Consider the following 22,852-nt stretch of genomic DNA (forward strand, 5'->3'; position numbering starts at 1 on the left):
TGCCCCTTATTGTGCCAGAAACCGGTTCTATATACCATTTGGCAACCGATCGGGCACACTATCGTGACATACGTGTTCTGCTGGAGGGGAGAGCGCAATGCTGAACTGGAGTCTGCACCGTCAAAGCGCTGAAGGCGAAGGTTCCGGTTCCGGCATGTCGACGATACTCGAGACAATCCCTGCGCCCGCGCCTGTCAACAGAATCAAGATCGCGCTCGCTCTTGGCGGCGGCGCAGCCCGCGGCTGGGCCCATATCGGCGTCTTGCGCGCTCTGGACGAGGCCGGGATCGAGATCGGCATGATCGCCGGCACATCGATCGGCGCGCTGGTCGGCGGCTGCTATCTCGCCGGCAAACTCGATGAACTCGAAAGCTTCGCACGCTCGCTGACCATGCGCCGCATCGCCAGTCTGCTCGATCTGACGATCGGCGGCAGCGGGTTGTTCGGCGGCATGCGGCTGACCAAGCGCATGCAGGAGCATCTCGAGGGCCTGAACGTCGAGGATCTGGACCGGCCGTTCGTCGCGGTCGCGGCCGAGGTCAATACCGGCCACGAGGTCTGGATCGCCAATGGTTCGCTGATCACGGCGCTGCGCGCCTCTTATGCCCTGCCGGGCATCTTCGAGCCGGTCCGCAGCAATCATCGCACCCTGGTCGACGGCGCGCTGGTCAACCCGGTTCCCGTCTCCGTCTGCCGTGCCTATGAGCAGCCGCTGGTCGTCGCCGTCAATCTCAATTACGATCTCTACGGCCGCTCGGCCGTGGTCCGGCACAATGCCAGCCTCTCGCAGCAGGAATTGCAGAAACAGGAAGAGGCGCCCTATGCCCGCCTCGGCATGACCGGTGTCATGGTGCAGGCTTTCAACATCATCCAGGACAGGATTGCCCGCGCCCGCCTTGCCGGCGATCCGCCCGACATTTCGCTGCAGCCGCGCCTGAGCTATATCGGCCTCTCGGAATTTCACCGCGCCGGTGAGGCGATCGAACGCGGTTACGAGGAAGCGAGAGCCAGGCTTCCCGAGATCAAGCGCATGCAGGAAGTCTACGCCAGCGCTCCGTGAGGCGTCGCCCCGCAACAGGCAGCTCGGGCGACGGGATCCTTCGGACCAATGGGGCAAGCTCAGCCGGTAATATAGGCCTTGATATCCTCGGCCTCGCGCTCCACTTCGGCGATCCGCGACTTCACCACGTCACCGATCGAGATAATGCCGGCAAGCTTGCCGTTGCTTTCCACCGGAACGTGGCGAAAGCGGCGGCTGGTCATCAGTTCCATCAGCTCGTTGACAGTCGTCTCCTCGTGGCAACGGTAGACCTTTGAAGTCATCACCTGCGAGAGAGGCTGATCGAGGCTATCCTTGCCGTGCTTGGCGATGGCATGCACGAGATCGCGCTCGGTGAACATGCCGGAAATCCGGTTTTCCATGCCGACGACCACGATGGCGCCGATCTTCTTCTTGCTCAGAATGGCGGCCGCCTCGGCGACGGTTGTGTTCGGCCCGGCGGTGATGACGTCCCTGCCCTTCAGGTCGAGGATTGCTTTGACTGAACTGGTCATTCGAACCTCCTATGTCGAGCCCGTGACATCTGTCACAGGCGTCCGCGGCGGTTTCTCCCCCCAATCGCGGATCGTTCGATGGTGCACCGCCCCGCTCAGGATTGCAACATATCCTTCGCCGCTCCCGTCGGTTCTGCAGGCGGCCGTGGCGCCCGGTCGAACAGCGAAAACAAAAGGAAGCCGAAGACGAAGCCGCCGATATGCGCATCCCAGGCGATCTCCTGGTCGCTGTCGCCGACGAGCGGAATGCCGACGGCGATGAGCGCGTTGCCGACCAGCCAGAGAAGCATGAAGATGACGACGGTCCGGCTCTTCAGGGCGTCGATGATGGAAAGCCGGGCGTTGAGATGCGCCACCGGCATCGGTCGCCGATCGGCCGGAAAGGCGAATCGGCAGGCGGCCCCCATCAGCCCGGAAATGACGCCCGACGCGCCGATCAGCAGCGATACGTCTCCCCAGTTGAGGATCGCGTGCAGGGCGGCGGAAGCGACGGCGGACAAGATCCAGAAGAACAGGAACCGCAACGTCCCGATGCGGCGCACGACCGGCGCGCCGAAGGCCATCAGCCAGAAGGCGTTGAAGACGATATGCTGGGTGCTGCCGTGCAGCAGCGAATAGGTAACGGGCGTCCAGAACAGTTCCAGCCCCTGCTGCGACAACGGAATCACGTAGCGAGCGGGGACGAAACCGAAGGTAAACAGCAGCCAGCCCACCGCATCGTCCGAGAGAACGAGCGCCTGCACCGCGTAAATAAGGATGAGCAGGCAAAGGCTGAAGAGCAGCGCCGGCGGAAGGTTGAAGACCGGTACGCGCGGGGGCCGCGCCGGCGGCCGGGCCTCGGAAGGTTCGGGCGCCTTGTCTGGCTCGCCCGTCTGCTCGTTCATTTTTATCGCCTCGTTGAGGCCTCAGCCATACAGGAGCGCCTGTCAAAAAAAAAGCCGCCCGTAGTGCCGGGCGGCGTAACCCGAATTCCTGGAAAGACCCGGGATCGGCAGATCGTGCTGAACTCCGAAAGTCGAAGCGATGGCTGGACATTGTCACGATAGACGCCGCGCCTCAACCGAAACCCTTTCTTAACCTTAACGGCCTGGATCTGGCACGAAATCCGCAAGGTAGAAGCTGTACGGGCAATGACTGCCCGAAAATGCTCCGGAATGGGACAGGTTGGTGTGAAATGCGTGTGCAAACGACCATCGAAATTTTTGACTATTGGAACCGTATCCGCGGCGCTGCCGATGCGCCGCTGAAATCACAGGTCGAACCCTCTGCCGTTCCCCATCTACTGCAAAGTCTCTTCATCCTCGAGACGCGCGACGGCGGAGACATCGTTTTCCGGCTCGCCGGCACTCGCATCTGCGATTTCTTCGGGCGCGACCTGCGCGGTGAACGTTTTTCGTCTCTTTGGGCGCATGGCCAGCACGCGGATATCGAACGCACGGCGATGGGCGTCATGGACCATGCCATGCCGGCCCTGTTCAACACCACCGGCTACAGCACCGTCGGTCATCAGGCCTCCTTCGAGATCATCATGATGCCGCTGCGCTCGTCGGACGGCGCCTGCGACCGGCTACTCGGCGCGATCGCACCGAAGGCGCCTGCGAGCTGGCTGGAGATCGTGCCGCTGGAATTCCTGGCGCTTGACCGCAGCCGTCTGCTGCCCGAAAAAATCAGCAACGCCACGCCGGCCGAACTGCGCTCGATCAACGAGGTCGTCGCGACAAAAGGCATCGGGTTCGGCCAGGCCATGCGCCGCATGGTGTCACAGCTGCTGAGTGCCGAGGCGCGTTAAGTCTCGTTTCAGCACAAGGCGCGCACTCGTTTTCGGCTATGTCACAATAAGGCGAAACAACCTTCTGTTAATGGATTGGAGGTAAGGATTGATCTCTCCAGTTTTTATGAAGAAGCCCTTTGATGCACTCGTTCCAGCCAGCTCAGACGCAACGACCTGCGCCGCGCCCTGAACAAGGCGTTTTCCAGCGCGTGCCGATCAATATGCAGGGCCGGTTGATGCTTGCGAATTATGAGGAATTCGAATGCATGGTGATCGACATGTCGCCCGGCGACATGTACGTCATCTGCTCCGGCCGGCCGCGCGCCAACGAACGCGTCGTCGCCTATATCGACCATCTCGGGCGCGTCGAAGGTTACGTCCAGACCCTCGACGGCCGCGGCTTCACCATGTCGATCAATGCCACCGAGCGCAAGCGCGAGAAGCTCGCTGCCCAGCTCACCTGGCTTGCCAACAAGCACGAGCTCGGCCTGCCGGAAGATCGTCGCCACGACCGTCTGACGCCGCGTGATACGAAGACCGAACTCACGCTCGAGGATGGCACGCGCTATACCTGCCGCATCATGGACCTGTCGCTGTCAGGCGCCGCCATCGACGTCGAAATGCGTCCCACGATCGGAACGGCGGTGCGCCTCGGTAACATGCGCGGCCGTGTCGTGCGTCACTTCGTCGAAGGTGTGGCGATCGAATTCCTGTCGATCCAGTCCCGCGAGACACTGCGCGAGTTCCTTTGACAGCCTGAAAAACCACGATGCCTTGCGGCGGATCAATTCGAGGCCGATTGCTCCGAAAGCGCTTGCCAGGTCCGGAGCACACCGGGTCGGGTCGTGTTGAAAGCGCGAGCCTCACGGCAAGCGATCTGCAAGCGGCGGTAAATCCGGCTTTGGAAGGCCGGTGCGAAATCCTGTCGCAAGTCGTTCCAACCAGTAAGTCATGTAGAGTTATGAGTGGAACAAGCTGCGACACAGGTCGGGCGGAGCAGGCCGCGCGAAATTGGGCAGGATCTTGGGTCGAGGAATTTCCGGCCGTCGTCCGTCTTCCCTTCGTTATGAAGATGATGGATAAGGTCCGCCTCGACCGCAGGTGCACCGATGCCAGCCCTCTACCCGGTAATCGAACCCTATGATCACGGCCTGCTCGATACGGGCGACGGCAACCTGATCTATTGGGAAGCCTGCGGCAACCCGAGGGGGCGGCCGGCACTCGTCCTGCACGGCGGGCCGGGCTCGGGCTGTTCGAGCGCGGCGCGCCGGCAGTTCGATCCGGACGCCTATCGGATCATCCTCTTCGACCAGCGCAATTGCGGCCGGAGCCTGCCGAGTGCTGCAGATCCCGAAACCGATCTCTCCCTCAATACGACCTGGCATCTCGTGGCCGATATCGAGGAGCTGCGGCTCTTTCTCGGCATCGACAGATGGCTGCTTTTCGGCAACTCCTGGGGCTCGACGCTGGCGCTCGCCTATGCCGAAGCGCATCCGCAGCATGTCACAGCGATCATCATATCGGGCGTGACCACCACGCGGCGATCGGAAATCGACTGGCTTTGTCGCGGCATGGCGCCGCTCTTTCCGGAAGAATGGCACCGTTTCCGCCAAGGGATACAATCCGGCGCGCCACGATTGGATGAGGACATGGCCAGCGCCTATCACCGCCTCCTCAACGATCCGGATCCTGAGACGCGCCTCAAGGCGGCGCAAGACTGGCATGATTGGGAATCAGCTTCGATCCTGCTCGCCGGGGAAGAACTGCCGCGCCGCTGGGCCGATCCGGCTTATGTGCTGACGCGCGCCCGCATCATCACCCACTACTTCGTCAACGGGGCCTGGCTGGAGGATGGCGTGCTCTTGAAGAACGCCGCGCGACTTGCCGACATTCCCGGCATCCTGCTGCAGGGACGGTTCGACATCGAGGCGCCGCTCGTCACCGCCTGGGAACTGGCCCGCGCCTGGCCGCAAAGCGAGCTCGTAATCCTGCCGCGCGCTTCCCATTCCACTGCAAACCCCGATATGAGCGCGGCAATCGTCGCCGCTACCGATCGATTTCGCAATTTTCCTCAAAAATAATTTTAATGCCGCCCCCCGGAATCCGAGCGATATTCTGCTTTCGGCAGGTTCCAACCGGCCGATTCCGCCGGCATCGCCACCGCAAGCATCGCGCCGCAGCGCCGCAGGCATTTTTCCGGCTCAGCGACAGCTCTTAACGACGCGACGGCAGCGCAGGCTTTCCGTCGGCGAAGTCCTTGCCGCGTCCACTACAATTTTAATCGACTTCGTCACAAATGCGTGCCGAATTTTATTCGTATTCGAGCCAAGTTTTATCGGCATTTGATTCAACTAAGCATTTAATTCTATTACGTAATTTTGCGTGAGATAAAAACGTCCGTGTCATTGTCACCTCAACTTAGGGGAGACGGCAATGACAGCTGCGAATATCCTGAAAGGCGGCCTTTTGGCCGGTGCGCTCATGATGGCACTGACGGGCGCGGGACAGGCAACGCCCGCCAGCATGGCACTGGCGGGCAATGCCAGCCCGCCGATCGGACACTATGAATTCTGCAAGGCCAATCCGGCGGAATGCACCTATGCCGGCGGCGATGCCGGGCCGGCCGTGCTCACGGAGGATCGCTGGAAGGAAATCCTCAAGGTCAATTACACCGTCAATTCGTCGATCCAGCCGGAGACGGATGAACAGATCTACGGCGTCGAAGAGCGCTGGGCCTATCCGACCACCGTCGGCGATTGCGAGGACTATGCCCTGCTGAAGCGCAAGATGCTGATCGAGGACGGCTTCTCGCCATCCGACACGCTGATCACGGTCGTGCTGCAGCCGAACGGCGAAGGCCATGCGGTGCTGACGGTCCGCACCGATCACGGCGACTTCATTCTCGACAACATGCGCAACAAGGTGCTGCTGTGGTCGGACACCGAATACACCTATCTGAAGCGCCAGTCCGCAAGCGATCCGGCCCGCTGGTCGAAGCTTCAGGACGGCCGCGCTGTTGCGGTCGGTAGCGTCAAGTAGGCCACCGCCGGCCAAGCCGGCACAGGTTTCGGCCCGGTCAGTCCCCGCATCCCGTCCCCGACCGGTGCCCAAGAGCCGTTCCCGCTGTCCCGGGAACGGCTCGCTCCTTTTTGGGACAAGGGGTCCATCCCGGCACAACTGCGCCCCGAAATCTTAGCGAAGTATTAACCGTGCCGGTTCGATCATGTCGATGAGATTCATCATCGGCACCGGCGGCTCACGTTCATCCTGCGGCGGACCGAAACGCGAAGAACCGCCATGAGCCAAGCCGCCCAAAGCGCACCCGACGAGCAGCCGCTTCTTTCCACGAGGTTTCTCCTGCGCACGATGGTGGCGATATCAGTCCTGGCGGTCCTGACCGTCGCCATCAGCATCGCCGGCCGTTCATTCGGCCGACACATCTCCCTTGCCGGCAATACCGACAGCACGGCTGAAATCACGCTGACCATCGGCCGCGACACAGTGAAATTCCCCGAAAATACCATCCGCTTCCCGAGCCAGAGGCATGACGGCGGCACCGAGCGCGTCGATCTCTACCTCGCCTGGCCCTCCATGCAAGGTTACGGCAAGGACAACCATCTGCGATTCGACGATGTCGCCCAATCGTCCGGCCTCATCTTCCTGCAGATCGCCCAGAGCACCATGTCACGCGACATGTCCGGCCGGCTGGAGCCGATCTATTCGCATCTGATCGAAGGAACAGCCGAGCCTTTCCGGGACGGATTGACACTCCATCGACTTCGCGCCGACGCCGGTTATGGCGGAGAAGTGCTGCTCACGGCACCGGTCAAAGGCGGGCCGGACTACGTCGTGCGCTGCATATTGCCTTCAACTCCGGACAAGGCTGCAAGCGGAGATTGTCAGCGCGACATCAAGGTCGGCAAGGATCTCAGCGTCCTCTACCGCTTCTCCAGCAGCCATCTCGTCGACTGGGAACATATTGATGCCGCGATCAGACTCTTTGTGGAGCCGCGTCTTGTGAACCGTTCTGTGACAGGTCCCTAAAATGCCGGCGGAGAAGGCATGAAACGATTCATCATAAACGGATTGGTAACGCTGAATCGGTAATTTCAAAAGACGAGCTGTGCGGCGGGGGGTGTGCGGTTCCTGCCCAATATCTGAAATGCAAAGCGAAGAGTGGAATAGTGTCAAGGTCAGTCTCCTCCGTATCATCGTCCCGGTCCGGCAGCTTTTTCGCAAAGCTCCTGGCGATCCTTTCGATGGCTCTCACGGTCGTCCTGGTTGATTCGGTCAATGCCGACGCGGAGGCGGCCAATTCGAAATATGCGGGCATCGTCGTCGACGCCAAGACCGGCAACGTTCTCTACAGCGAGAATGCCGATCGGCTGCAATATCCCGCCTCTCTGACCAAGATGATGACCCTTTATATGACTTTCGAGGCCTTGGAGCAGGGTCGCATCCGCCTCGATACGCCGGTTCCCTTCTCCGCTCACGCGGCCGCCCAGGCGCCGACCAAGCTTGGCGTGCGTGCCGGCGGCACCATCACCGTCGAACAGGGTATCCTCGGTCTCGTCACTCTGTCGGCTAATGATGCGGCAACCGCGCTTGGCGAGATGCTCGGCGGCAGCGAAGACCGATTCGCCCAGATGATGACCGCCAAGGCCCATGCGCTCGGCATGACGCGCACCACCTATCGCAACGCCAACGGCCTGCCGAATACGGCGCAGATGACGACGGCGCGCGACCAGGCCCGCCTCGGCATCGCCCTTCGCCAGCATTTCCCGCAATATTACGGTTATTTCTCCACCCGCGCCTTCAAGTTCGGCACTCGCACGATCCGCAGCCACAACCGGCTGGTCGGCTCCGTGCGCGGCGTCGACGGCATCAAGACCGGTTATACCCGCGCCGCCGGCTTCAACCTTGTGAGTTCGGTACAGGTCGACGGGAAGTCGATCGTCAGCGTCGTGCTCGGCGGCACTTCCGGGTCGGCTCGCGATGCCCAGATGCGCAATCTGATCGCCGCCTACCTGCCGAAGGCGTCGAGCCGCGGCGGAAATTCGGCGCTGGTGGCCCAGGCAGCCCCTGCCCCTGAAATGATCGAAACGCCTGCTCCGGTTCAGCCGCAGAAGGCTCGGCAGCAGGTCGCCCCGGAACAGGTCGCAAAGACGATCACTGCGGCGCAGCCACCAGTTTCTGCCGCTGCCGCCGACCTCGGCCTGCCGCGTAAAGGGCCGCTGCCGGACGCCCGCTATCAGGTGGCCGAGACCGAAGTCGCCTTTGCCGAAACCTCCGCGACGAAATCCGACAATCCGCTGGTTGCCCAGGCCATGCCGGCGCCGACCAAGGTCAAGACCACGAGCTTCAAGCAGCAGGCTCCGGTCGCCGCACCTGCTGCACAGGATAACGCCGCCGTCGATCACGTCACGACCGCATCGACCAATGCCACCCCGGCAAGTGCTTCGCCTGCGGGCTGGGTCGTCCAGGTCGGCGTCTCGCCGAGCCGGCAGATGGCCATGGACCTCCTGGAGAGCGCCAAGAGCAAGGGCGGCAAGGCGCTGGCCTCGGCAAAGCCCTTCGCCGTCGCCTACGGCGCTGGCAACGACCAGGTCTACCGCGCCCGTTTTGGTGGCTTTGACGATCAGCGCGATGCGGTCAATGCCTGCAAGGCCTTGAAGAAGGCCGGCATCAAGTGCTGGGCCGCAGCACAATGAGTTATTCGGTGCTGCCTGCGACAATGCCGGCGGCATCCGTAACGGCCGGAATCGGTGTTTGCGTTTCCGGCCATCGGTTTGAACTCGATCAGTAATGCGTACGGGGAAAACTATGGCGATCAATGAGAATGTTCCGGGAATGCCAGGCGACCGCCGCGGCGGGGCCAAAGGGCGTTCATCCCTGCATCCGCTGCACGAAGCGGCTCTGCGACTTGCCGAAATCGGTCTGCAACGGCCGAGAGCGAAGTCTGCCAAGACCCGGGATCTCATCAATCTGCTGCTTTGCCATGGCGCCCGCGCCTGGCGCTATTCGCAGCCGGAAGCCCGCATTCATCTGCATGTGACTTCACCGGGCGGCAGTGCGCCGGTGCAACTGCGGCTGCGCTGACATCCGGCCTTCCGGAATCGGTGTTTCGGGCGATAAGGATTAGAGCAGGCCGAGTTCGGTCAGCTCGCGGCGCAGGTCCGCCGGCATTTCGGCGATGCCGGCGCCCAGACTCGTAAGATCGGCTGGGACGTCGTCCTGGGTATAGTAGCGCCAGCCCTGGAACGGCCGCTTCGGCTGCACCGCCGTTTCGATCACCTCGGGACCGAGCATCAGACGGCAGCGTGAGATCCCTTCGTCGTCTGTGAACGTTTTGATGTCGAGCAACCTCTGCCTCGCCTGCACCTGTCCCTTGATCACCCAATAGAGCGAGCCGCCGTCGAGAAGCTCCTCCATGCGTTTGGGCACCATGCGCGTCGTGTGAACCGAATGCGGTTCGAGCCCGGCGGCAATGGCGCGCAGCGAGCGCTCCGCCACCCATTCGCGCAGATCCTCGATCGAGTCGGCGCCGACACAGAGTTTGATGAGATGCAATGCCATGCCGCCGTTGAAATCCTTTTGGCGGCAGGCGTCAAGCGTCTAGAGCAATTCCAAGAAAAGTGTGAAGCGGTTTTCCCAGGCAAAGCGCCAAGCGTTTGCCGATAATTACGCAAAATCAAGAACTTAGATCGATTCAGCGCTCGCGTGAAGCGCTCAACCGCTCTAGCGAATCAGTTCGCACGCTCAGCATTCGACGACATTGACGGCGAGGCCGCCGGTCGAGGTTTCCTTGTATTTCTCGCTCATGTCATGGCCGGTCTGGCGCATCGTCTCGATGCAGGCGTCGAGCGGTACGAAATGCTGACCGTCGCCCTTGACGGCAAGCGATGCCGCCGTGACGGCCTTGACGGCGCCAAGCGCATTGCGCTCGATACAGGGAACCTGCACGAGGCCTGCGACAGGATCGCAGGTCATGCCGAGATGATGTTCGAGCGCGATCTCGGCGGCATTTTCGATCTGCTCCGGGGTGCCGCCCATCACCGCTGCCAGGCCTGCAGCCGCCATCGCCGCGGCCGAGCCGACCTCGCCCTGACAGCCGACCTCGGCGCCAGAGATCGACGCATTGTGCTTGATGATGCCGCCGATCGCCGCAGCCGTCAGCAGGTAATCGCGGATACCGTTCTGGTCCCAGTCTTCATGAAAGTGCTCGTAATAGCGGATCGTTGCCGGAATGACGCCGGCCGCGCCATTGGTCGGCGCCGTGACGACGCGCCCGCCGGCGGCATTCTCCTCGTTGACGGCCATCGCATAGACGCTGAGCCAGTCATTGGCGAGCAGCGGATTGACGCGATTGCTGCGCCACTCCTCCTGCAGCTTGTCGTGAATTCGGCGGGCGCGGCGCTTGACGTTGAGGCCGCCCGGCATGACACCCTCCACCTTGAGGCCGCGCTCGATGCAGGAGCGCATTGCCTCCCAGATGCGGTCGAGCCCCTGATCGAGCTCTTCTCGGCTGCGCTGGCTCTCCTCGTTCGCCCGCTTCATCTGCGCGATCGACAGCCCGGAGCGCTCCGCCATCTCCAGCATCTGCTTGGCGGTCGAGAAGGGATAGGGCACGCGCACGCCGCCCGTGGCATTCTTCTTCGCCCGCATCTGTTCCAGCTCGGTATCGGTAACGACGAAGCCGCCGCCGACCGAATAATAGATGCGCTTGAGGAGCAGCCGGCCGTCCTTGTCAAACGCCGAAAAGATCATGCCGTTGGCATGGCCTGGCAGCGGCTGTTTCTTGTCGAATATCAGATCGGTCTTCGGCTGGAACTGGTAGGCCGGATGGCCCGCAGGCGTGATGCGGCCGGTGCGCTCCACGGTATCGATGATGCCGTCCATCCTGTCGGGATCGACACTGTCGGGCGCCTCGCCCATCAGTCCGAGAATGACAGCCCTGCCCGTGCCATGGCCGATCCCTGTATGGGCGAGCGAGCCATGCAGGCTGACCTTGATCGCGACGACCTGAGCGCCCGATGACGGACGCGGCCATTCATTCGACAGGATCAGGTCGAGAAATCGGTTGGCGGCCGACATCGGACCCATCGTGTGCGAGCTCGACGGTCCGACACCGATCTTGAACACGTCGAATACCGAAAGAAACATGGATGCGCCTTCTGAACACTGGAATGCAAATTTAAACGCCGCCGGCGCCGGATCCAAGCGGCGAACCGACATCGCCTGGAGTCGGTGCGACATTTCACACTAGCGCAGAGCCATGAAAATCGGAATCGCTTTTCAGAGCTATATCGCCGTGAGTGTCCCCTTATGGACGCGCAGCGCTCTAAATCCGTGTGAGCCCGGCTTACCGGTCATTGCAGCATCTCAGCGCATATGTAAGGTGGCCGCAATCATGCGGAGACTGAATCATTGATGACGACGGCGGATTATATCGCTCTGGCTTTCTTTGCCTGTGTCTGGATGGGCTACTCCTGGCTGCTGAAGGGTCGCACCTTCTTCGGCCGCACCAGCCTGACCCATGCGATGACCGAACGGCGGCGGGAGTGGATCTATAATTCTCTGCGGCGCGACCTGAAGATGATCGACACGCAGATCATGTCCGGCCTGCAGAACGGCACCGCCTTTTTCGCCTCGACCTCGATCTTTGCGCTCGGCAGTTGCTTTGCCCTGCTCGGCGCGACGGAAAAGGTCGACGCCGTCTTTGCCGACCTGCCCGTCGTCTTCCATGGTGGCCATGCCGCCTTTGAGATGAAGGTCGGCGGTCTGGCGGCGCTGTTCGGTTATGCCTTCTTCAAGTTCGGCTGGTCCTATCGGCTGTTCAACTATTGCACCATCCTTTTCGGCTCCATTCCGATGATGCGCGAAGCCGAGAGCGACGTCATCGCCGCGGAGCGGGCCGCCGAACGCGTTATCCGCATGAATGTCATCGCGGGCAGCAATTTCAACGAGGGCCTCAGGGCGATCTTCCTGTCGATCGGCTATCTCGGCTGGTTCATCAATCCCTACGTCTTCATGCTGACGACGGCGACCGTCATCTTCGTGCTGACACGGCGGCAGTTCTTCTCGCAGGCGCGGCTGGCGATCATGGATGCCGGCCCGCCATCAAATCCACACCTTTCTGCTATTCGCCACGGCACGCCGTCGAACGACGGAAGTGATTTGACCGGGGGACTTTGATGACAATGCCGGCAATGCAGGCAGATGCGGTGGCAAGACCGCCGCGCATCGGTCTATTGGATACGGCGCGCGGCGTCGCATTGATCGCCATGGCGAGCTACCATTTCACCTGGGACATGGAGTTCATGGCCTATCTGGCGCCGGGCACGGCCGAGACCGGCTGGCTGAAGATCTATGCCCGGGCGATCGCCACGACCTTTCTCTTTATCGTCGGCATCAGCCTGGCGCTCTCCAGCACGCCGACGATTCGCTGGCCGTCCTTCTGGAAACGTTTCGGCATGATTGCCGCGGCGGCCGCGGTCATTTCAATCGCCACCCGCGTTGCAATGCCGGACACCTGGATCTATTTCGGCATCCTGCATTGTATTGCGGTGCTCACGCTCATCGGCGTCGTTTTTGTCAGATTGCCGATCGCTTTCACGCTCCTCGTCACAGTCGCGCTCCTTGCCGCCTGGATCCTCGATAATTTCGGCACACCGGGCCTGCTCCGTTCAGCCTTCTTCGATCCGAGATATCTCGCCTGGATCGGCCTTGCCGAAACGCCGCAACGCTCCAACGATTACGTGCCGCTGTTTCCTTGGGCTACGCCGTTCTTCGTGGGCTTGAGCATCGCCTTGATTGCCATCAGAACCAGGCTGCCGCATCGGCTCGCGGCCATCGGCACAGGCTCCTGGTGGCCGGCGAAGCTTGGCCGCCACAGCCTTGCCTTCTACCTCATTCATCAGCCGGTGCTGATCGCGATCGCTTACGGTCTTTCCCTTGTCGTCCCACCGCCGCAGCCGGATCCGGTCGAAACTTACCTTAGGCAATGCAACTCCGCCTGCGTCATGCAGCAAGGCGAAGCGCTTTGCCGCAGCTTTTGTCAGTGCACGCTCGACAGATTGCAGGCGCAGTCGCTGCTGACACCGCTGCAGGCGGGCAAGATCGATCTGCAGAACGATGAGCGGGTCCAGACGATTGCCGGCGAATGCAGCGCCGAGGCGCAATAAAGGACCGGCAACCGCCTGCGGCAATTCTCAGGTGGTGACGCCGATTTCGGCAAGACGGCCCAGGCAGGCCTCTTCGATATTGTCGAGTTCCGTCAGCGTGTCGTCTATGTCCTTGCGCTTCTGGCGCAGGTCCTCACGCTTCTCGTCGACGCGCTTCATCAGGAGCTTCAGCTGGCCGAGCTCGCCAGGCGGCTCCTTATAGACCTGGATGATCTCGCGGATTTCCGCGATGGTGAAGCCGATCCGCCGGCCGCGCAGGATTTCTCCGATGAGCCGTCGGTCCGCCGGCCGGAAGAGACGCGTGCGCCCTCGCCGCTCCGGATGGATCAGTCCCTCGTCTTCGTAGAAGCGGAGCGTGCGCGTCGAGACACCGAATTCGCGCGTCAGCTCCGTTATGCTATAATATTTGTTCACCGGCATGTGTTCCCCGTCATCGAACCGGCAATAATATTGACTTTTACGTAATAGTCAATTTCGGCGAACCGTCAGATGCCGAACCACCAGGTGGCGATACCGAGAAAAGCGAAGAAGCCGGTGCAGTCGGTTACCGTCGTGACGAACACCGACGAGGCAATCGCCGGGTCGGCGCCCACCTTGTCGAGCAGCAGCGGCAGCAGGATGCCGGCAAGGGCGGCCGCCATCAGATTGATGATCATCGCCGCCGCGATCACCCCGCCGAGCTGATAGTCGTGAAACCAGATGCCGGCGATCGCGCCCATGATCGTCGCAAAGACGGCGCCGTTGAGAATGCCGACGCCTGCCTCCCTGCGGATGATGCGGCCGGCATTGTAGATGTCGAGATCGCGGGTGGCGAGCGCACGCACGGTCACCGTCATCGTCTGCGTGCCGGCATTGCCGCCCATCGAAGCGACAATCGGCATCAGCACCGCAAGCGCGATCATTTTCTCGATCGAGGCGTCGAACAGGCCGATGACGCTCGCCGACAGCATCGCCGTGCCGAGATTGATCAGAAGCCAGAGAAACCGCGAGCGCGCCGTCGAGACCACGTTGTCCGACAGTTCTTCGTCGCCGACGCCGCCGAGGCGCTTGATGTCCTCGTCCGCCTCTTCGTGGATGACGTCGACGACGTCGTCGATGGTCAGCACGCCGACCAGCCGGCCGTTCTCGTCGACGACGGCAGCCGACAGAAGATCGTATTGTTCGAAAAGCTGGGCGGCCTCCTCCTGGTCCATCTCGGCGGGCACCGGATGGTTGGTCTCCCGCATGATCTGCTCGATCTTCGTCTGCCGCTTGGTGCGCAGGATCTGATCGAGATCGACGGCGCCGAGCAGCTTGAAGGTCGGATCGATGACGAATATCTGCGAGAAGGAATAGGGCAGGTCCTCCTCGTCGCGCATATAGTCGATCGTCTGGCCCACCGTCCAGAATGGCGGCACGGCGACGAACTCGGTCTGCATGCGGCGGCCGGCCGAGCTTTCCGGGTAGTCGAGCGCCCGGCGCAGCCGCACCCGCTCGGTAAACGGCATCTGGGCGAGGATTTCTTCCCGGTCCTCCTTGTCGAGGTCTTCGAGAATGTAAACGGCATCGTCCGAGTCGAGCTCGCCGATGGCGGCCGCGATCTGCTCGTTCGGCATCTGGTCGACGATCTCGCGGCGAATTGCCTCGTCGACCTCGGTCAGCGCCGTCATGTCGAAATCGTCGCCGAGCAGCCGCACCAGCGCCAGGCGCTGATCCGGCTGGATCGATTCGAGCAGGTCGCCTATCTCGGATTCATGCAGGCGGGCGACATTCCCGCGCAGGAACAGCGTGTCGCGATCGGCGATCGCCGCACCGACGAGCGCCAGGAAATCGCCGCGGACATTGCCGTCCTCGTCGTAAATATCCGCTTCTTCGTCATCGCGCCGGCGAATGCGGTCTTCCCCATCGGTCGTCGTCATCTGCCGCCCTCGCACCTGGTTCGAATTTCAACGACTGCCGCACCGCATTCGCAAATGTCGGCCGAAAACACATTGTCAACAAGCGGATAAGCGAATCCCGCGCGAGGCTCCCGCAGTCGGAATTCTTGGCCCCTGCTAGCTCAAAGCATCCTTGTCGTAAAGCGCCAACCGTGCTTCGTGATGACAATGTCTGCGGCCGGCGATAGTTTCCCCGCCGCTCAAAGAGAGGGGAACCCGCTTCATGGCCATCCGTCCGATCCTGCACTATCCGCATCCGGGCCTGAAGACCGTCTGCGAACCGGTGACGGACTTCGATGCTTCGTTAGCCGCGCTCGCCGACGACCTGCTGGCGACGATGCGCGCAGCCCCCGGCGTCGGCATCACCGCCGCCCATATCGGCGTTTTCCGCCGTGTGACGGTGCTGGAGCTCGATCGAGCCGACGGTGTGCGCCTCTACGTCAATCCGCAGATTACCTGGAGGTCGCAGGAGACGATGAACCATGCCGAGGGCAGCGTCTCCATGCCCGGCGCGACCGAAGAGGTCACACGTCCACGGGCGATCCGCTTTCGCTATCAGGATGCCGGCGGCATCGTGCACGAGGAGGCCGCCGAAGGTTTCCTCGCCATCTGCGTCCAGCACGAGGTGGACCAGCTCGACGGCATCTTCTGGCTGCAGCGGCTTTCGCGGCTGAAACGCGAACGCCTCGTCAAAAAATGGGAGAAAACCCAAGGCTGACAAATCGCCCGCCACACCGAACCATTCGCCCCTGTCGGCGTTGTCCCGAGAGAAACTAGGAGCGACTATAATGGCAAGGATCGGTGACAAGACCCCGATTTCACGCGAGGCCCCCGAGCTTTCCCGTGAAGAAGAATATCGCGACCTCGAAGAACGCAATCTCGATGACGGCTGGCCTTATGCCGACGGCACCGCCGCCAGCGACCCCGCCAACCGTCCCTATGGCGAGACCGCGGCAAATTTCGACAGCGATCCCAACACAGGTTTCCGAATCGACGGCACAGACCAAGACGGCAACGAGAATCGCCTCAAGGATTCGTTGCGCGCCGGTATGATCGATCGCGATGAAAGCGACGAGCTCGAGGCGCGGGTGAACGACGCTCTCGAAAATATTCCCGAGGTCGATATCAACAGTATCGAGGTTCATGCGGACGGTCACGTCGTCACCCTCGAAGGCTCGGTCGAGACGATCGGCATTGCCCGCAAGGTCGAGCTCGGCGCGCTATCGGTCGACGGCGTCCACCATGTCCGCAACAGGCTGCAGCTGACCGGGGTCGACGCGCATATCCCGAACGAAGACTGACCAGAGGCGCATCACGATGACCATCGCCAGGAGGCGGGCACACCGCCTCCTAGGTTCCTGACATTACCAAAAGTTAACAATTTCCGATTGCAGCAGGAGCAGGTAGCCTGCCGTCTGTTTTGCTACGCGGCTGCCGTAACGGAAACGTCACGTTCGTTGACAACACCGTGATTTCATTTGAACAAAAGGCATTGAAGCGATCGGCTTCCGTTCACAATATCGCCGCAATTGGCGCGCGAAATCTTATCTGCCGGGGATGGTTTATGTTGTTGAATGCAACAACAGATTGAGGAGAAGAACCATGCGCATCAAATTTGCCCTCGCCGCCTCCCTGTTTGCCGTCAGCCTTGCCGGCGCGGCCTTCGCCCAGCCGACTTATTCCGACGATTATACCAACGACAGCGATGGCTTTGCGCCCTCTAAGATGGCGCAGCCTGCCCCGGTGCACTATAGCAACAACCACAAAGCTCCGGCCTATTCCAGCGACTATACCAATGACAGCGACGGTTTCGCGCCGACGGCGATGGCAGCCCCCGCGATCGACAAGACCGCGACCGCAAGCATCAAGCCCCTGCCCCCGTGCCACAGCATGGTCGGCCCGAGCGGCTCCCATACCAAAGGTGCCGACAGCGGCGCCTCGCGCACCGAGGCCTGCCGCGCAACGCATTGATCCAATAAATAAGGGGCCGGAAAATCGGCCCCTTCATTCTAAACAGGGAGCTATCTGGCCTCAGAACACCAATGGAACGAGCCGGTAACGGGTTTTAGCCATGAAGACCGCGTAAACAGGATCCTCCCTGAGCAGGCGCTCCTCCGCAAGAAGGCGTAGACACTGTGCCGCAAGTGCCGTGGAATTAACGGCAAAATTCCAAGAGCTCGGATGGGCCAGGAAGAAGCCGACATGCGTCAGCAGATAACCTGCGTACATCAGATGGCGGATCAACCTGTAGGGCCCGCCGATCTTCACGCCGCGATTTGCCGCCACCAGGCCGAAGCTTCGCCGCAATACCAGCTTTGTCGATATCTGCAGCAGGAAACCGAGCAACATTGCCAGAAAACAGACGGCAGCGATCATGGCCACGGGCTGGTCACAGGCTGATCAAGGGATACGGAAATTATCGCTCGGCGAGCGTTTCCCTGAAAGGGATGGTGCGGTCGAGAAGACTCGAACTTCCACGGGTTGCCCCACAGCGACCTCAACGCTGCGCGTCTACCAATTCCGCCACGACCGCATCGTGGTAGGTGCCGATTTGCGTCGGCGGGGCAGCATGTAGCAAAAGCATTTGGGGTGCACAAGGGCGATATGACAGTTTTTTTGAAAACCTTTCACGGCATTTGAATTGGACGGAAAACGGGTCCATATAGGTCTCCTGCCGCCCCTATATCGTCAGGCATTTCGGACAGGCGGCAAGGAATGGCCATGCTTCGCACCGATCTCGAATTCTCCATGCTCCCGAAACTCGGTACTCGGCCTGTGCGCTGGCGTATCGCCGACGGACTCGTTGCCTATGAGGCGGCGGTGGAGACGATGGAGCGCGAGGTGGCGGCGATCGGAGAAGGCGGCGACGAACTTGTCTGGCTCGTCGAGCATCCGCCGCTCTATACCGCCGGCACCAGCGCCAATGCGGGCGACCTCGTCCAGCCGGACCGCTTTCCGGTCTTTGCGACAGGACGTGGCGGTGAATATACCTATCACGGACCCGGTCAGCGCGTCGCCTATGTCATGCTCGACCTGAAGCGCAGGCGCCAGGACGTACGCGCCTTTGTCGCCGCTCTCGAGGAGGTCGTCATCCGCACGCTCGACATGATGAACGTGCGCGGCGAGCGGCGCGAGGATCGCGTCGGCGTCTGGGTCCGCCGCCCGGAAAAGCCGTTGCTGCCAGACGGCACGATGGCTGAAGACAAGATTGCCGCCCTCGGCATCCGGCTGCGCAAATGGGTGACCTTCCACGGCCTGTCGCTCAACGTCGATCCCGATCTCGATCATTTCAGCGGCATCGTGCCCTGCGGGATATCGGCCTACGGCGTCACCAGCCTCGTCGATCTCGGCCTTCCCGTCATGATAGCGGATGTCGACATCCGGCTGCGCGCCGCGTTCGAGACGGTTTTCGGTGAAACGGCGAATGATCTCTGACTGCTTGAGCGGTTTCACGGGCTTGATTTGCCCGGCTTTCCCGTGATTGATGGACACCGTTCCCACAAGAATCGGCAGCCATGTCAAAGCCCCATCAAGATTCCCTGCAGGGCATGGCCATCATGTCCGGCGCTATGTTCATCCTGCCGATCATGGATGCCATCGCCAAATACATGGCGACCTTTGAATCGATGTCGCCGGGTCAGGTCACCTTCTACCGCTTCTTCTTCCAGATCGCCTGCACCCTGCCGATTCTCTTTGTCATTTTTGGACGCAAGGCGCTTTCCGCCAAGCGGCCGTGGATGAATCTGCTGCGCGGCGTGCTGCATGGGGCGGCGAGCCTGCTATTTTTCGTCGCCGTCAAATACATGCCGCTTGCCGATGTCTTTGCCATCTATTTCGTCGAGCCCTTCATGCTGACCGCCATGTCGGCCCTGCTTCTCGGAGAGAAGGTCGGCTGGCGGCGCTGGATGGCGATCGTCGTCGGTTTCGGCGGCGCGATGATCGTCATTCAGCCGAGTTACGAGATTTTCGGCTTGAAGGCGCTGCTGCCGGTGGCCTGCGCCTTTCTCTTCTCGCTCTATCTTTTCCTCAATCGCGCCATCGGCGAGGCCGACTCGCCCCTCACCATGCAGACCATGGCCGGCATCGGCGGAACGATCTTCATGGCGGCCGCCCTTCTCGTCGGCAGCAGCGCAGGCAATGGGGATTTCGCCATTTCCCTGCCCTCCTCCGGCCTCGGCCTTGCGCTGCTTGTCGCCCTCGGCTCGATCTCAGGATATGCGCATATGTTGGTGGTGCGGGCTTTCCGGCTTGCACCGCTGTCGCTGCTTGCCCCGTTTCAATATTTCGAGATCATCTCGGCCACCGTGCTCGGCTATGCGCTGTTCAATGATTTCCCGAATTTCTCCAAATGGATCGGCATTTTAATCATCGTCGCATCCGGCCTCTTCATCATCTGGCGCGAGCGGCTGCAGGCACAGTCGCTAAAATCGTCCTGATATCCGCAACAGCGGGTTAACTCCTCTTCTTGAGGGATCGTCAATTCGCAGCCGCTAAAACGGTTTCCGGCTTCATGATGAAGCCTGGAGTTAAAACATGAGCGAATTCCGTCTCGCTTTTCCGGCCTGCGTCGTGGCCGGCAAGCATCGGCTGACGGCCGAAGATATCGTGCTGCTGCGCAAACATGCTTTCCCCGAGGGGATCCGGACGTCTCAGGATGTCGTCGCAATGTTGGCGCTCAACAATTCCTGTCCCGAAAAATGTGCCGAGTGGAACGCTTTCTTCGTGGAGCAGATCGCCGGTTTCATCGTCCATTACACCTATCCACAGGGCTCGCTTGATGAAATCAACGTTGCCTGGATCATGCGCATGTTCACGACCGACGGCGTCGTCAACTCGGCGCTGGAGCTCGAGCTCATTCTCCACGTCATGGAGATTTCGGCCGATGTGCCGGGTGAATTGAGAGCGCTTGCCCTCGACCAGCTTCGGCTGGCGATCACCGACGGCATCGGCGGCTACAAGCTGTCGCGCGCCGTCGACCGCAAGAACATCACACGCCAGGACGTCGATTTTGCGATGCGCATCTTCAGAAGCATCGCCGCAGGCGGCGTCATCGCCGTATCGCCGGCTGAATATGGTGTCCTCCATCAGATCGAGCAGGCAACGCTGCCGGGCGCCAACCATCCTCACTGGGCTGGGATCATGGCCGCCGTCACGCTGCGCGATCGACCGGAACCGCGGCGCAGCCGCTGGCTGCGCATCGTCGACGAGGAATCCGTCGCGGAAGCCGCCGTCGCCTGACATTCCGCGACGTCATCCCACGTCTCCTGCGTGCCGGCGCCAAGCCCGATTGTGCGTTCCTGTGTTTTATGCGTAAAACTCCGGAACGCATTTCTGGGTGGAGTCTCGATGTTCAAGAAAATCCTGATCGCGAACCGCGGCGAGATCGCCTGCCGCGTGATCAAGACGGCGCGCCGCATGGGCATTTCGACCGTTGCGGTCTATTCGGATGCGGATCGGGATGCGCTGCATGTCGAAATGGCCGACGAGGCCGTCCATATCGGCCCCGCCGCAGCGTCGGAAAGCTATCTGGTTGCCGAAAAGATCATCGCCGCCTGCAAGGCGACCGGCGCCGAGGCGGTGCATCCCGGTTACGGATTTCTCTCCGAGCGCGCCTCTTTCTGCGCCGAGCTGGAAAAGCAGGGCATCGTTTTCATCGGCCCGAAGCCGAAGGCCATCATGGCGATGGGCGACAAGATCGAATCGAAGAAGTTCGCCAATGCGGCCGGCGTCTCCACCGTGCCGGGCCATCTCGGCGTCATCGAGGATGCCGCGCATGCGGAAACGATCGCCGGCGGGATTGGCTATCCGGTCATGATCAAGGCGTCTGCCGGCGGCGGCGGCAAGGGCATGCGCATTGCCTGGAACGAGGCCGAGGTGCGCGACGGCTTCGAGCGCGCCCGCTCCGAAGCGAAGAGCTCCTTCGGCGACGACCGCGTCTTCATCGAGAAATTCGTCGTTGAGCCGCGCCATATCGAGATCCAGGTGCTGGCCGATGCGCATGGCAACGTCGTCTATCTCGGCGAGCGGGAATGCTCGATCCAGCGTCGGAACCAGAAAGTGGCGGAAGAGGCACCCTCACCTTTCCTCGATGAAAAAACTCGCAAGGCCATGGGCGAACAATCGGTGGCGCTGGCGAAGGCCGTCGACTACCAGAGCGCCGGCACGGTCGAATTCATCGTTGACCGCGACCGCAATTTTTACTTCCTCGAAATGAACACCCGCCTGCAGGTCGAGCATCCGGTGACCGAACTCGTCACCGGCATTGACCTCGTCGAACAGATGATCCGCATCGCCGCGGGAGAGCCGCTGAGCTTCAGCCAGGACGCTATCAGGCTTAATGGCTGGGCGATCGAAAGCCGGCTTTATGCCGAAGATCCATACCGCAACTTCCTGCCTTCGATCGGCCGCCTAACGCGCTACCGCCCGCCGGCGGAAGGCAGGACCGGCAACATTGTCGTTCGCAACGATACCGGCGTTTTCGAGGGCGCCGAGATCTCGATGTATTACGATCCGATGATCGCCAAGCTCTGCACCTGGGCGCCGACGCGTAGTGAAGCGATTGAGGCCATGGGCCAGGCGCTGGACGGCTTCGTCGTCGACGGCATCGAGCACAATGTTCCCTTCCTGTCGGCGCTGATGAAACATCCGCGCTGGCGCGAGGGCCGGCTGTCGACCGGCTTTATTGCCGAGGAATATCCTGACGGTTTCGCGCCGATGAAGCCGGACCGGCAGGAGGAAGCCACGCTTGCCGCAATCGCGCTGTCTGCCTCGCTCATCGAAGCGAACCGCCGCGAACGTTTCGCCGATCGCCTGCGCTCCGCATCGGCCACGCTGCGGGAGCATTGGGTGGTCAAAACAGCTGGGAACTACGTCGCTGTCAGATTGCTCGATGGCCTCGTCACCATTCCTTTCGATATGGAGATGGAGATCGAGGGCGAAAGCCGGAGCGTTGTCACCGATTGGAGACCGGGTGATTCGGTCTGGAGCGGCAGGGTCGGCAACCAGGATATTGCCGCGCAGATCCGTCCCATCCTCAACGGCCTGCGCGTCGACTGGCAGGGACTGTCGGTGACCGCCAAGGTCTTTTCGCCGCGCCATGCGGAACTCGACAGGCTGATGCCGGTGAAGCTGCCGCCGGATACCTCCAGGCTCCTGCTCTGCCCGATGCCCGGCCTCGTCGTGTCCATTGCGGTCGCCGAGGGTCAGGAGGTCAAGGCCGGTGAGACGCTTGCCATCGTCGAGGCGATGAAGATGGAAAACGTCTTGCGCGCCGAGCGCGATCTCGTTGTCTCCAAGATCAATGCCGCGGCCGGCGAAAGCCTGGCCGTCGACGCGGTGATCATGGAATTCGCTTGAGCCGGCCTCGCCGGCCATGCCAAGCTTGCCCGGATACAGGCAATCAGAAACAGAGAAAATCAGGGAGATCT

General features: G+C 61.5%; 23 protein-coding genes, 1 tRNA gene and 1 pseudogene. 17 read left to right on the top strand and 8 right to left on the bottom strand.

Translation table 11 applies throughout. From position 1 onward, the window contains the following. The first annotated feature begins 97 nt into the window (after positions 1-97). Positions 98-1,060, top strand: a complete 963-nt coding sequence (locus AMK00_RS11285; protein ID WP_064810431.1) for a patatin-like phospholipase family protein — start codon at positions 98-100, stop codon at positions 1,058-1,060. A 59-nt stretch (positions 1,061-1,119) separates the two neighbouring features. On the opposite strand, the gene AMK00_RS11290 is transcribed toward AMK00_RS11285, so the two are convergent. Both AMK00_RS11290 and AMK00_RS11295 read right to left on the bottom strand, forming a co-directional pair. Then, on the bottom strand, positions 1,120-1,554 hold the full coding sequence (locus tag AMK00_RS11290; protein WP_064810432.1) for a CBS domain-containing protein: 435 nt from the start codon (positions 1,552-1,554) through the stop codon (positions 1,120-1,122). Positions 1,555-1,649: 95 nt separating this feature from the next. After that, complete coding sequence (locus AMK00_RS11295) at positions 1,650-2,438, bottom strand: rhomboid family intramembrane serine protease (protein WP_064802735.1); 789 nt, start codon at positions 2,436-2,438, stop codon at positions 1,650-1,652. A gap of 260 nt (positions 2,439-2,698) precedes the next feature. Here AMK00_RS11295 and AMK00_RS11300 point away from each other — a divergent pair, with 260 nt between their 5' ends. From AMK00_RS11300 to AMK00_RS11330, 7 genes are all read left to right on the top strand, one after another. Next, complete coding sequence (locus AMK00_RS11300) at positions 2,699-3,343, top strand: PAS domain-containing protein (RefSeq protein WP_189637600.1); 645 nt, start codon at positions 2,699-2,701, stop codon at positions 3,341-3,343. 122 nt (positions 3,344-3,465) lie between these two features. Next, positions 3,466-4,077, top strand: coding sequence for a PilZ domain-containing protein (locus tag AMK00_RS11305; RefSeq protein ID WP_064802738.1), 612 nt, complete (start codon positions 3,466-3,468; stop codon positions 4,075-4,077). Positions 4,078-4,434: 357 nt separating this feature from the next. Next, positions 4,435-5,406, top strand: coding sequence for a prolyl aminopeptidase (pip, locus tag AMK00_RS11310; RefSeq protein ID WP_064810434.1), 972 nt, complete (start codon positions 4,435-4,437; stop codon positions 5,404-5,406). Positions 5,407-5,758: 352 nt separating this feature from the next. Continuing rightward, positions 5,759-6,364 carry a transglutaminase-like cysteine peptidase gene (locus AMK00_RS11315; protein WP_064802741.1) on the top strand — a complete coding sequence of 202 codons (606 nt, stop codon included), beginning with the start codon at positions 5,759-5,761 and terminating at the stop codon, positions 6,362-6,364. A gap of 258 nt (positions 6,365-6,622) precedes the next feature. Next, positions 6,623-7,369 (top strand): hypothetical protein, encoded by a 747-nt coding sequence (locus AMK00_RS11320; RefSeq protein WP_064810435.1) that lies wholly within the window; start codon positions 6,623-6,625, stop codon positions 7,367-7,369. 140 nt (positions 7,370-7,509) lie between these two features. After that, entirely contained in the window at positions 7,510-9,036 is a 1,527-nt protein-coding gene (locus tag AMK00_RS11325; protein ID WP_082240295.1) for a D-alanyl-D-alanine carboxypeptidase, read from the top strand. Between the two features lie 112 nt (positions 9,037-9,148). Beyond that, positions 9,149-9,424, top strand: coding sequence for a hypothetical protein (locus tag AMK00_RS11330; RefSeq protein ID WP_064802751.1), 276 nt, complete (start codon positions 9,149-9,151; stop codon positions 9,422-9,424). Between the two features lie 39 nt (positions 9,425-9,463). Here AMK00_RS11330 and AMK00_RS11335 read toward each other — a convergent pair whose 3' ends face one another. Both AMK00_RS11335 and AMK00_RS11340 read right to left on the bottom strand, forming a co-directional pair. Beyond that, positions 9,464-9,901, bottom strand: a complete 438-nt coding sequence (locus AMK00_RS11335) for a DUF1489 family protein (RefSeq protein WP_064802753.1) — start codon at positions 9,899-9,901, stop codon at positions 9,464-9,466. 183 nt (positions 9,902-10,084) lie between these two features. Next, positions 10,085-11,488 (bottom strand): L-serine ammonia-lyase, encoded by a 1,404-nt coding sequence (locus tag AMK00_RS11340; protein ID WP_064810437.1) that lies wholly within the window; start codon positions 11,486-11,488, stop codon positions 10,085-10,087. 267 nt (positions 11,489-11,755) lie between these two features. Between AMK00_RS11340 and AMK00_RS11345 the strand changes: the two genes are divergently transcribed. Both AMK00_RS11345 and AMK00_RS11350 read left to right on the top strand, forming a co-directional pair. After that, the gene (locus AMK00_RS11345) at positions 11,756-12,520 is read left to right on the top strand and encodes a DUF599 domain-containing protein (RefSeq protein WP_064810438.1); all 765 of its coding nucleotides are present in this window, start codon (positions 11,756-11,758) and stop codon (positions 12,518-12,520) included. After that, positions 12,520-13,509: a heparan-alpha-glucosaminide N-acetyltransferase gene (locus AMK00_RS11350; RefSeq protein ID WP_064810439.1), complete on the top strand. Its 990-nt coding sequence runs from the start codon at positions 12,520-12,522 to the stop codon at positions 13,507-13,509. Before AMK00_RS11345 ends, AMK00_RS11350 begins: the two co-directional genes overlap by 1 nt. A 27-nt stretch (positions 13,510-13,536) precedes the next feature. On the opposite strand, the gene AMK00_RS11355 is transcribed toward AMK00_RS11350, so the two are convergent. Beyond that, on the bottom strand, positions 13,537-13,929 hold the full coding sequence (locus AMK00_RS11355) for a MerR family transcriptional regulator (protein ID WP_011425479.1): 393 nt from the start codon (positions 13,927-13,929) through the stop codon (positions 13,537-13,539). 65 nt (positions 13,930-13,994) lie between these two features. Beyond that, positions 13,995-15,407 carry a magnesium transporter gene (gene mgtE / locus AMK00_RS11360; RefSeq protein WP_064810440.1) on the bottom strand — a complete coding sequence of 471 codons (1,413 nt, stop codon included), beginning with the start codon at positions 15,405-15,407 and terminating at the stop codon, positions 13,995-13,997. 241 nt (positions 15,408-15,648) lie between these two features. Here mgtE and AMK00_RS11365 point away from each other — a divergent pair, with 241 nt between their 5' ends. The 3 genes from AMK00_RS11365 (at position 15,649) to AMK00_RS11375 (ending at position 17,396) form a co-directional block, all read left to right on the top strand. Next, entirely contained in the window at positions 15,649-16,143 is a 495-nt protein-coding gene (locus AMK00_RS11365) for a peptide deformylase (protein WP_064810441.1), read from the top strand. Between the two features lie 70 nt (positions 16,144-16,213). After that, positions 16,214-16,726, top strand: a complete 513-nt coding sequence (locus tag AMK00_RS11370) for a BON domain-containing protein (protein WP_064802764.1) — start codon at positions 16,214-16,216, stop codon at positions 16,724-16,726. Between the two features lie 301 nt (positions 16,727-17,027). Further along, a complete protein-coding gene (locus AMK00_RS11375) occupies positions 17,028-17,396 on the top strand; it encodes a hypothetical protein (protein WP_064802766.1) in 369 nt (122 codons plus the stop codon). 60 nt (positions 17,397-17,456) lie between these two features. Here AMK00_RS11375 and AMK00_RS11380 read toward each other — a convergent pair. Then, positions 17,457-17,777: pseudogene (locus AMK00_RS11380) on the bottom strand (methyltransferase); the annotation flags it as partial. A gap of 96 nt (positions 17,778-17,873) precedes the next feature. Then, positions 17,874-17,958: transfer RNA gene (locus AMK00_RS11385), tRNA-Leu, on the bottom strand. Between the two features lie 182 nt (positions 17,959-18,140). Between AMK00_RS11385 and lipB the strand changes: the two genes are divergently transcribed. The 4 genes from lipB (at position 18,141) to AMK00_RS11405 (ending at position 22,781) form a co-directional block, all read left to right on the top strand. Further along, a complete protein-coding gene (lipB, locus tag AMK00_RS11390; protein ID WP_064802767.1) occupies positions 18,141-18,860 on the top strand; it encodes a lipoyl(octanoyl) transferase LipB in 720 nt (239 codons plus the stop codon). Positions 18,861-18,940: 80 nt separating this feature from the next. Beyond that, the gene (locus tag AMK00_RS11395; RefSeq protein WP_064810442.1) at positions 18,941-19,861 is read left to right on the top strand and encodes a DMT family transporter; all 921 of its coding nucleotides are present in this window, start codon (positions 18,941-18,943) and stop codon (positions 19,859-19,861) included. Positions 19,862-19,958: 97 nt separating this feature from the next. Beyond that, positions 19,959-20,663 (top strand): hypothetical protein, encoded by a 705-nt coding sequence (locus AMK00_RS11400; RefSeq protein ID WP_064802771.1) that lies wholly within the window; start codon positions 19,959-19,961, stop codon positions 20,661-20,663. Between the two features lie 108 nt (positions 20,664-20,771). Next, positions 20,772-22,781: an acetyl-CoA carboxylase biotin carboxylase subunit gene (locus AMK00_RS11405; protein WP_064810443.1), complete on the top strand. Its 2,010-nt coding sequence runs from the start codon at positions 20,772-20,774 to the stop codon at positions 22,779-22,781. The last annotated feature ends 71 nt before the right edge of the window (positions 22,782-22,852 follow it).

This window comes from Rhizobium sp. N621 (genome assembly GCF_001664325.1).
GTDB lineage: Bacteria > Pseudomonadota > Alphaproteobacteria > Rhizobiales > Rhizobiaceae > Rhizobium > Rhizobium esperanzae.